The organism is Streptomyces sp. NRRL S-495, assembly GCF_000966955.1.
Classification (GTDB): Bacteria; Actinomycetota; Actinomycetes; order Streptomycetales; family Streptomycetaceae; genus Kitasatospora; species Kitasatospora purpeofusca.
In genome coordinates, this window is the sequence record NZ_JZWY01000728.1 from 1 (window position 1) to 10,177 (window position 10,177).

Sequence of the window (10,177 nt, forward strand, 5' to 3'; positions counted from 1 at the left end):
ACCGCCGTTGCCCTGGGTCGAGACGGCGGCGCCGTCCGCGTCGGCGATGGCGAAGGCCGACCCGGCGGACATCGCGATGGCAGCGGCGGCCAGGCCGGCGGCGGCGAGGGAGTTCTTGAACATTTCCGCATTCCTCTCAAGATGAATTGAAAGCACTGGTCGACCCGTTGGCGGTCGAACAGGCGCCGGCTGAAGGTGGTGCACACGCCCTGAACCGGTAGCAATCACTGCTGTCCGGTCCAAAGAACGGCGGTCCGGAAAGTTACGACCTCCGGCAGAACCGGCCGCCATCGACACCCGCACGGCTGAGCCGTGGCCACAAGGATGACGCCCGGCCGGGCGCGGGCGCGGTCACCGGGTGATGCGGTCACCGGGTGATGAGGACGCGGGATCCTAGTAACTCAGGCTGAGCACGAAGTACCCGGTGTAGGTCAGCAACAGGTACAGCCCCGGGGCGACGGGTGACCAGCGGGGAGTGCGCTTCCGCCAGAACTGCCAGCCGGCCAGGGCGGGCAGGACGAGGGGAAGGACCGCCAGTGGTACCAGCGCGGGTGTCGTCCGGGCCCCGGTGATCAGGAGTGCGGCGGAGAGGACCGGCGCGACCAGGGCGATGCCGATCGTGCCGGAGAGGCCGAAGACATCGACATAGCTGCGCTCACCGGGCCGACGGCGCCGAGTGATCTTCTTCGCCAGCTCCAGGTGGACCGAGGCGAGCACGACGATTCCGACAGCGAGCACCCCGTGCCGGCCCGGGTCGAGCGAGGTGGTGTTCAGGTAGCGGGCGTAGAGGTAGAGGTGCAGCAGCAGCGGCGCCGGGTAGCTGACCGCCAGGCTGAGCAGGAGCTTGTCCCCGGAGGGCCAGTGCCACCGTTGGTCGACAGTGAGCACGAGCGCGCAGTAGGCGAGCTGCCCGGCGACCATGGCCAGGGCGACCGGGTTGCCCGCGTTGAGTGCCAGTACCAGCACCGTGCCCACCACGCACAGCACAAGCAGATCGCGGACGGTCACCGCGCCGCTCGCCAACGGCCGGTTCGGGTTGTGCCGGCGGTCGTACTCCAGGTCCCGGATGTCGTCCATGGCACGCATCATCAGCAGCATGACCGTGAGCGTCACCGCGGCGTTGGCGGCGCCGAGACCGGGTCGCCAGGGCGGACTGTGCGGCTGGACGGCGGCGAACAGCCCGGTGACGCCGTAGGCCCAGGCCCAGGCGAACAGAACGGAAGGCAGCGGAGGATAGCTGCCGGCCACGTAGCGGGCCCAACGGCGGATCACGTCGCGTTCCCGGACGTACGCCACCGCACCGGTAGCGTCCACACTCCGCGCATGAACATCCGGCTGCGCCAGTCGAGTTCCGTCTCGTCCACGGCGAGTTCGAGGCGGTCGAGGCGGCGCAGGACCGCGGCCAGACCTTCCTGGAGCTCCACGCGGGCGTGGGCGACGCCCAGGCACATGTGCCGGCCGTGCCCGAAGCCCAGGTGGGGATTGGGCGTGCGGTCGGGGCGGAACTCGTCAGGATCGGCGAACACGCCCTCGTCCCGGTTCGCCGCGTCGGTGAGCGGGATGACGACCTGTCCGGCCTCGATGACCGTCCCGGCCAGCTCCACCGGTTCGAGCGTCACATGCGGCTGGCCGCCGGTCCCGGCGAACCACACCCAGCGCAGCAACTCCTCGACCACGGTGGGGATCGCCGACGGGTCACGGCGGAGCGAGTCGGCCAGTCCCGGTGTGCGCAGCACCTGCAGCACGCACAGCGCGAGGTGCGAGGCGGTGGTCTCGCCTCCCGCCATCATGAGGCCGAAGCCGAAGACGACGATCTCCTCGTCACTGAGCCGGCTCTCCTCGGGCGAGGTCAACAGCGAGGTCAGCAGGTCGTCGCCGGGTGCGCCGGCCTCGATCGCCTGCCGCCGCCGCGCCACCTGCTCGAAGAAGTAGGCGTACATGGCCTCGTGGGCGGCGTCGACCTCGTCGGCCGAGAACCGGCCGGCGGACATCATGACGGTCACCTGCGGCAGCAGCCGATCGAGGTCGGCGATCGGGACGCCGAGCAGGTCGCAGATCACCCGGTACGGGAAGGGGGTGGTGAACTCGGCGATCAGGTCGACCGGTTGGGCGGCGGATTCGAGCCGGTCCAGCAACTCCTCGGCGATCTCGACGATGCGGGGCCGGTCCTGTTCCCCTCGGCGGTGGGTGAACCGGAACTGGACCTCGCTGCGGCGTCGGGTGTGCGTGGGTGCGTCGCTGGTGACCAGGGCGAGCGAGGTCGACCTACGGGCGAACAGGGTGCCGTTGACCCAGGCCTCCCGGCTGAACCGCGGATCGGCCAGCACCGTCCTGACGTCGGCGTGCCGGGTGACCAGCAGCGCCTTGCGGCCGCCGGCCATCTGCACCGGGACGAGCGGCTCTTCGCGGAAGAGGTTCAGGTACTGGGGGTGCAGGCTGATGCCCGGCCGGTCGGCGAGCGGGAAGTGCGGGCATTCGGCCGCGGGGGATTCAGGTGCGGGTGATTCAGGCGCGGGGGTGTCGGCCGCGGGGGTGTCGGCGGCTGCGGCTCCGGCGGGGCAGAGCCTGGTCTCGGCGGTCACGCGAACCATCCTTCGGCGGGCTCGCGCGCGGTGTCCGGAGCGCTGTGCCAGTACTCGTGGAGGCTCGTGCAGCGGCCGTCCTCGGCGAAGCGCAGCGCGAGGCTGCCCGCGGCGGTCCGGGCCGTGCCGGTGGCGGGGTCGTGCAGGATGCACCACCACTCGACCGAGGCGCGGTCGCCGGACGCGATCGGGGTGCCGATCCAGATGATCGGGTCCCTCTGGTTCGACAAGGTCGTCGTCCAGTGTTCGGCGATCGCCTGCTGACCGATGTGGGCCGTGCCGTAAGGGCCTTGGTGGTACGAGGCATCCTCGGTGAACAGTGCGGCGATCGCCTGCGGATCGCGGCCCCGCCACCGTTCTTCGAGCAGTCCGATCCACGTGTGGACGTTCATTTCAGCCATGTCATCTCCTGGTGCGGGTGTGGGCTGTACGCGGGCACGACTACTCCGCGGCTGTTGCGAGTTCGGCCTCGGAGAGCAGGCGCACCGTTCCGGTGTCGCCGTCCAGCTCCACCCAGGCGCCGTCCGGGATCTCGGTGAGGGCCCGGGGTACGGCGACCACGGTCGGGATTCCCAGCATTCGACCGCTGATCGCCGTGTGCGAGATGAGGCTGCCGCGCTCGACGACGATGCCCTTGGCCGCCATCATCAGCGCCAGCCAGCCGGGATCGGTCTCCTTGGCGACGAGGATGCGATCCGTGCAGGACTGCGGTGGGACCGAGGCGTCCCGCACGATCCTGGCGCGGGCGCGCACCCGGCCGCTGCTGGACGCCAGGCCGCGCAGCACGCCGTCCTCGTTCATGTTCGGTGCGGCTTCGGTGTCCTGACGTGACATCAGCGCGATGGGTGTCGGAAGGTCGGCAGGGGTGGTGAAGTACGCGGGCGGCTCGGCCTTGTCGGCGGACCGGTCCAGCTCCGCCTTGCGTCGGCAGCGCGACGGCGCGAAGGTCGGTCTCGGTCAGGGTGCCGTCGAACGCACCCAGGACCTCCTCGACGTGCAGGTGCACCAGATCGGCCGTCCTGTCGAGCATCCCCGCGGCGACCAGTCGGTCGCCCAACCGCCACAGCACATCCCGTGAGATGCCGTACAGCTGGCTGCGGCAGAACCGGGTGTCCTCGCGTGCCTTGACCGAGACCCGCAGCGACGCCAGCGCGGCGCCCAGCACCGCCCGCCGCAGCGGGTTGGGGCACGCCTCGCGCAGTGCCTTCCGTGCCTCGGCCCTGGTGCGCTTCTCGTCGGCCAGATTGGCCTCGACGGTCAGGCCCTGGGTGATGAACGGCCGCAGGGTGGGCAGGACCATCCACGGTTCCTGGCGAGGCGTGAGCGCTTCCAGCTTCAGATCGTGCAGCGCACGGTCGCCGTAGGCTGCCAGGTGCTGCCCGAAGGCGGCCGCGATGTCGGCGCCGTGCCGGCCGTCCGCGATCTCGGCCCAGACCTCGCGCTCCGGCCGCTCCAGCACGGCGTCACGCAACTCGGGCCGGGAGCCGACCAGTTCGGCGAGGGCGACGGCCGAGCGGACCGAGGCGATGGTGCGGTTGGGCCTGCCGCCGGCCAGCAGCCGCGGCAGCAGCTTGGCGCCGTCGGGGACCCAGCGGGTCAGCAGCGCGTTGGTGCAGGCGAGGGCGACCAGGGCGAAGTAGGTCGTCACCATCGTGATGCCCCAGCGCTGTTCGGCCTCGGCCCACATGTGCCGGTAGCGGGCGATCAGTTCGTCGGCCGAGCAGTGCTCCAGCGAGGCGGACTCGGCCGCCAGGGCGTCCCACCAGCGCAGGAAGCGGCGCAGTTGCCGGGGCTGCCGGGCGTACATCCAGGCCAGCCGCGGGAGGGCGGGCAGTACGGTCGCCCACGGCCTGGGGTGCACCGGACGGGGGATGCCGGTCCGCTCGGTGAGCCCGAGCGAGCGTTCCCACAGCGGTCGCATCATCACGAAGCCGGGGACCTGGCCGTGCAGCGCGTACCACGCGTCCAGTCGGTAGAACACCCGGCCGTCCAGGTAGCCGATCATGCGACTGAGGTGGTACTGGTTCTGGCGCAAGGTGCGCCCGCGCACGCCGAAGCGCCGGTAGAAGTCGGTGAACCCCATCCGGTAGAAGACGCGGGCCTGGGAGTAGGTCAGGGCGCTCGTCAGACCGGGGAAGCTCTCGGTGAGGTTGTGGTTGGTCCACGGCGTCCGCGAGCCGATGTCCTGCGCACCGGTGTCCTGCGCGCCGACGTCCGGATTACCGGCCGCCACCACGGGGCGGGACTGCACCAGGTGGATCCCGCCGTCCGCAGTGATGACGCCCTCGACGTCCTGCGGCCCGCCGAAGAGTTCCTCCGCCTCGGCGGCAAGGGTGCAGATCCGTTGCACCTCCGCGGTGTTGAGCACCGGCGCCTCCGCGAGTCCGGCGGGCACCGGTAGCGTGACCGGTCCGTCGCCGGGCCGGGCCGGATCGAGACCGACCATGACGGACTTGGAGACGGTGTCGAGATCGATTGCGCCGGTCGGACCGTCCACGAAGAAGTGGTCGATGTCCGCCTTCTCCTGCACGATGCCTTCGCCGATGCCGTGCGCGGCGGCGATCACCCTCCGGTCGGAACCGTCGCGCGGGTCGCGGGTGAACACCACGAACGACCGCACGCCCGGCACCATGCGCTGCACGCCGACCGCGACCCGGGCCGCCGTCGGATCGACGCCCCGGCGCACCCGGTAGAGCACGGCCTCGGGGTTGTACGCGGAGGCCCAGCAGTCCACGATCCGGGCGAGCACGGCGTCGCGGCCCACGTACAGGAAGCTGTCGGACAGGCCGGCGAACGGGTCACCGGCGCCGTCCTCGCCGGCGCCGTCCGCTGCCGCCGCCACGCATGCCCGGACGGCGAGCAGACCTTCGCCGCCCGCCAGTTGGTCGAGTCCGGAGAGCACCTGCTGCTCCAGGGCGGGCGGCACACCGCCGGTGCGGATCCGCTCGCGCGCCGCCGCCGCCCAGCCGAGCAGTTCCTCGTTGCTCGCCCCGGGTCCCGGGAACGCGGCGGCGGTCCGCTCCGACACCGGGAACGCCTCCGCGCTCACGCAGAAGAACCCGGGCACGGGCAGTCCGGCCCGGCTCATCACGTACTGCCGGGCGAACTTGTGTCCCACCGTTGCCGGATCGCCCAGGGCGGATCCGTTCAGAACGAGTTCCACGGCCTACCACACTCCCGGAACGAGGCGTGCCCGCCCGCTCGCGTAGTCGGGGTAGCCGGGAACGGCCCACAGCACCTGCTCCTCGACGAGGATCCGCCAGGTGACGCACGCGCACAGCGCGAGGAACAGCAGCACGCTCAGCGGATTGAGGAAGAACGCGACGAACCCGGCGTTGGCCAGCAGCATCCCGGTGTAGGCAGGGTGTCGCAGGTACCGGTACGGGCCGGTGCTCACGATCGAGTGGTCCGAGTAGCGGACCACATGGTGCGAATAGAAGCGGCCCAGGGTGCGGATCGCCACCAGCCGGAGCGCGACCGCACCGGCGGACACCGCGATCGGCACGATCAGCCACGGCGACCACCGGTCCCACGGCAGCGGCCACAGCACCGCGGCCACGGCGGTGCCGGCCCGGCTGAGCGCGTACGGCAGGAGGGTGCTGTTCTCGGCGGCCGCCTGGGAGGGATGCCGCACGGAGATCCGGGCCTCGGCCAGGATCCACAGGAGGTAGGCGAAGGCGAAGCCCGCGGCTACGAGGTGGGGCGATCGGCCTTCCCCGAGGAGCAGCAGTCCGATCGCGACGACGAACGCGCCGGCCACGACGGGGAGTAGGGCGCGCAGGCAGAGCACCACGACACGTTGGTTCATCCCGCGCTCCGATTCGCCCGGAAGCGCGCGTACACCTCGGGCCGCATGATCTTGCCCGTGTAGATCAGCGAGCCGACCACCGGGCCCTCGTCGGCATCGCCATCGCCGCTGGCGATCAGGTCGAACCGGTACTCGGTCCGGCCGGCGGAAATGGGCACCGTCTGCCAGCGCAGCGCCAGCGGGAGCGAGCGCGGTATCCCGACCGGCAGGTCGACGGCGAGCCCGCGCAACAGGATCTGCGTGTCCAGCGACCAGCCGCCCACGCGGTGCGTCAGCCAGGTCGACAACTGCCGGCCGGCTTCGACGACGGCCTCCGTCCGGAGGACGCCAGGACGTCGACCGCTCAGTGCGTGGCCCTCGGGCGGGAACACCACGGCAGCGGTGACCCGGCCGTCGGCCACGGAAGGATCGCCGATCATCACGTTCTCCGGGCGCACGCGGTGCACCAGTGACGCCTGCGCGGGCGGGTGCGCGCTTCCTTCGGGGCGGTGCGGCCAGGCGGGCAGGTCGGCCGAAGAGACCTCGACCCAGCCGTCAGCGACGGGCGTCGACCCCTGGACCGCCCGAAGGGTGCGCCGTCCGTCCTCGAACGGGACTATGCACAGCTCCAGTTCCGGGCCGAGTTCGACCATTGAATGAAATGTCATTGCCGCTCCGACCCGGCCCGCCGCGGGTATGTCGGTGACGGCCACCACCAAGTCCGCCATGGCGCACACCAGGAGCATGCCGGGAACATGGTCGAGCGGGTGGTCGAAGAAGAACGGATCGCTCTGGTCGACCCTCAGGTCGGCCAGCCATCCGTCTTTGTCGTGCAGCGCCCGAATAGGGCCGATCAGACTACCTCTGTCCACGTCCAGGATCCTGGACGTCAGTGCCGCATGGGTCATGTTCTGGATACCTCGATTTCCTCGCACGCCGAGTCGACCGGATGCGAAGTGCGTCCAGGGACTTGGAGTCAGCGGTGGGTGTACAAGGCGCTTTCGAAGCAGGCCGGCGAGCCGGGCGGGCATGCCGCGGCCGGGGTCCGCAGGCCCGGCGGCATTGCCGGCGCGGGGCAGTGGTGACCAGTGCTTGTTGTGGTCACCACGGCAGTTCCCATGACGATCTGCGGGTGATCGGGTCTGCTTCGGCGGTGGACGCTACCACCAGTTTTTTATTCAACTAGCTTGATAAAATGCGACTCCGGCGTTCGCGCGGGCCGAACGTGCAGCAGTTCTGGGCGAGCACGTGGCCCATATCCTGCGGTAAGCCCAATTCGCGAAGTACGAACGGGGGGGCGGGGTCTGCTCGCACGGGCAGGAAGGGCGTGCCCAAGTGCGCACGGATGACACGGCGTCAACCATTCCCTCGGGAAAAGCCGTTACCGTACTGTCCCCCCAGGTCCGCCGTTGCTCCGTCGGAAATCCCCGATCCCGCCGAAGTGGCGCCGGATTCGTTTCAGCGACGGGAATGTCCGCTGTGATTCTTCTGACCGGCGTCACCGGGACGGTGGGCCGCGAGGTGGCTCGGCTGCTGGCGTCGACGCGACCGGTGCGGGTGCTTGCCAGGGACCCCGCGCGAGTGACCCTGTCGGGTCGTGGCGTCGAGGTCGCCACGGCCGCGTATGCGGACCATGACGCGCTGATCCGGGCTCTCGACGGCGTCCGGACGGCGTTTCTGGTGACCAACGACCCCACCCGGCCGGACGACCTCCGGTTCGTGGCGGCGGCGACCGAGGCCGGTGTGCGCCATGTGGTGAAACTGTCCGCCTACGCCGTCGGCGAGGAGGACGCGGACGACCTGATCACCCGCTGGCAGCGGGCCAACGAGGAACTGATCCGCGGGTCCGGCCTGGACTGGACCTTCCTCCGCCCGCGTGCCTTCATGTCCAACACCCTCGCCTGGGCGCCGTCCATCCGCGCCGAGGGTGTCGTCCGGACCCTGAACCCCCACTCGGCCAACGCGTGCGTGGATCCGCGCGACATCGCCGGGATCGCGGCGCTGGCTCTGACCGAGCCCGGCCACGCCGGGCGGATCCACCCCCTGACCGGGCCGGCGGCCGTCACTCCGGCCGAGCAGGCGGCCGACCTCGCCGCTGTTCTCCAACGCCCGGTCCGGATCGAGGAACTGACACCCGATCAAGCTGCCGTTCAGTGGTCACGGCGCTACCCGGATCCGGTCGTGGAGGCGCTGCTGCAGAGTGCCGCACGCCAGGCCCGGGGGCTCAAGGCGGCGGTCGACCCGACCTTCGAGCAGGTGACCGGCCGGCGACCGCGGCCGTTCCGGACCTGGGCGGCCGACCACGCCCCGGCCTTCGGGCGATGACCGGCCGGGCGCCGCGGCCGGGCCGCCGAGGCCCACCTGGACCTGATCACGGCCCGCTCGCCGCCGCGGCCGCCCGGCCGGTCCGTCGCTGGTCGGCCGGTGGCCAGTCGGTGGTCAGTCGGTGGTCGCCCACTGCTCGCGCAGCCGGCCGAACACCTGGTGGAACTCGGGGAAGGTCTTCCGCACGCAGCCGGGGTCGTCGAAGGTGATGCCGGGCGTGCGCAGGCCGGTGACGGAGAAGGACATCACCATCCGGTGGTCGCCGTGCGAGGCGAGGGCGGTGCCGCGCGGGGTGCCCGGGCGGATCTCGATCCAGTCGTGCCCGGTGGCGACGTCGATGCCGAGCCGGCGGAGGTTCTCCGCGCAGGCGTCCAGGCGGTCGCACTCCTTGACCCTGGTGTTGGCGACATTCTCGATCCGTACCGGCGCGTCCGCGAACGGGGCGACGGCGGCGAGCGTCGGCATGGTGTCGGAGATGTCCCGCATGTCGACGGTCAGACCGGAGAGCCGGCCGCCGGCGGGGCCCTCGACGGTGGTCCGGTCGCTGCCGACCTCGACCCGCGCGCCCATCCGGGCCAGGACGTCGACGAACCGCAGATCGCCCTGGAGCGCGTCCTTGCCGAGCCCCGGGACGGTCAGCCGGCGGCCGGTGAGCGCGGCGGCGGCGAAGAAGTAGCTCGCCGTCGAGGCGTCCGGCTCGACCGGGTAGGTCGCGGCCCGGTAGCCGCCGGGCGCGACCTCGAAGACCCGGCCGGTGCGGGTCACGGTGGCGCCGAAGGACCGCATCATGGCGACGGTGATCTCCACGTACGGTGCTGAGACCAGGTCGGTGACGGTGATCCGCAGGCCCTGCTCGGTGAGCGGGCCGAGCAGCAGCAGCGCGGTGAGGTACTGCGAGGAGAGGCCCGCGTCGAGGGTGATCCCGCCGCCGCGGACGCCGTCGGCGGCGATCCGCAGCGGGTGGTGGCCCTCGGCCTCCTCGTGCCGGAGATCGACCCCGAGGGTGCGCAGCGCCTCGGTCAGCGGGCCGAGCGGGCGGCGGCGCATCTGGGCGGAGGCGTCGAAGCGGAAGTCGCCGCGGCCGGCGGCGGCGAGCACGGGCAGGAAGCGGGCGGTGGTGGCGCCGTCGCGGCAGTAGACCTCGGCGTCGTGGGCGGGGCCCTGCGGGCGGCCCTCGATCGTCCACCGGTCCGGTGCGGCGGTGAGCGTGTAGCCGAGTGCCCGCAGCCCCTCGGTGAAGCCTTCGGTGTCGTCGGAGCGCAGCGGCCGGAGCAGGGTGGTGGTGCCCTCGGCGGCGGCGGCCAGGAACAGCGCGCGTGCGGTGACGGACTTGGAGCCGGGGATCTCGACGGTCGTCATGGGGCCTCCGGGGTGGGTGGTCCGGGCGTGCCGGGCAGGGTTCGTGGTCCTCCTACCATCCTGCCGGAGGCGGTGCGGCGCGGGGGAGGGTGTCCGGGTTCTGGACGGGGTGATCGGCCGGGGG

Annotated in this window: 8 protein-coding genes and 1 pseudogene; 1 reads left to right on the top strand and 8 read right to left on the bottom strand. The window is 71.5% G+C overall.

Features of this window, described 5'->3' with window-relative positions:
• Window positions 1–393 precede the first annotated feature (393 nt).
• The 7 genes and pseudogenes from VR45_RS32020 to VR45_RS32045 all read right to left on the bottom strand — a co-directional run bounded on the left by VR45_RS32020 (window position 394) and on the right by VR45_RS32045 (window position 7,400).
• Window positions 394–1,272 (bottom strand): UbiA family prenyltransferase, encoded by an 879-nt coding sequence (locus VR45_RS32020; RefSeq protein WP_159394424.1) that lies wholly within the window; start codon window positions 1,270–1,272, stop codon window positions 394–396.
• Entirely contained in the window at window positions 1,269–2,582 is a 1,314-nt protein-coding gene (locus VR45_RS32025) for a cytochrome P450 (protein ID WP_052709530.1), read from the bottom strand. Before VR45_RS32025 ends, VR45_RS32020 begins: the two co-directional genes overlap by 4 nt.
• Window positions 2,579–2,983: a nuclear transport factor 2 family protein gene (locus tag VR45_RS32030; protein ID WP_234326367.1), complete on the bottom strand. Its 405-nt coding sequence runs from the start codon at window positions 2,981–2,983 to the stop codon at window positions 2,579–2,581. Before VR45_RS32030 ends, VR45_RS32025 begins: the two co-directional genes overlap by 4 nt.
• A gap of 40 nt (window positions 2,984–3,023) precedes the next feature.
• Complete coding sequence (locus VR45_RS50755) at window positions 3,024–3,416, bottom strand: PEP-utilizing enzyme (protein ID WP_353612733.1); 393 nt, start codon at window positions 3,414–3,416, stop codon at window positions 3,024–3,026.
• 1,399 nt (window positions 3,417–4,815) lie between these two features.
• Window positions 4,816–5,745: pseudogene (locus VR45_RS50760) on the bottom strand (PEP/pyruvate-binding domain-containing protein); the annotation flags it as partial.
• Window positions 5,746–5,748: 3 nt separating this feature from the next.
• The gene (locus tag VR45_RS32040) at window positions 5,749–6,390 is read right to left on the bottom strand and encodes an isoprenylcysteine carboxylmethyltransferase family protein (RefSeq protein WP_045943388.1); all 642 of its coding nucleotides are present in this window, start codon (window positions 6,388–6,390) and stop codon (window positions 5,749–5,751) included.
• Complete coding sequence (locus tag VR45_RS32045; protein ID WP_078897027.1) at window positions 6,387–7,400, bottom strand: AfsA-related hotdog domain-containing protein; 1,014 nt, start codon at window positions 7,398–7,400, stop codon at window positions 6,387–6,389. The genes VR45_RS32040 and VR45_RS32045 overlap by 4 nt, the downstream gene beginning before the upstream one ends.
• Window positions 7,401–7,848: 448 nt before the next feature.
• Here VR45_RS32045 and VR45_RS32050 point away from each other — a divergent pair, with 448 nt between their 5' ends.
• Window positions 7,849–8,694, top strand: coding sequence for an SDR family oxidoreductase (locus tag VR45_RS32050; protein ID WP_045943392.1), 846 nt, complete (start codon window positions 7,849–7,851; stop codon window positions 8,692–8,694).
• A gap of 114 nt (window positions 8,695–8,808) precedes the next feature.
• Here VR45_RS32050 and aroA read toward each other — a convergent pair whose 3' ends face one another.
• Window positions 8,809–10,053: a 3-phosphoshikimate 1-carboxyvinyltransferase gene (aroA, locus tag VR45_RS32055; RefSeq protein WP_045943390.1), complete on the bottom strand. Its 1,245-nt coding sequence runs from the start codon at window positions 10,051–10,053 to the stop codon at window positions 8,809–8,811.
• Window positions 10,054–10,177: the final 124 nt, after the last annotated feature.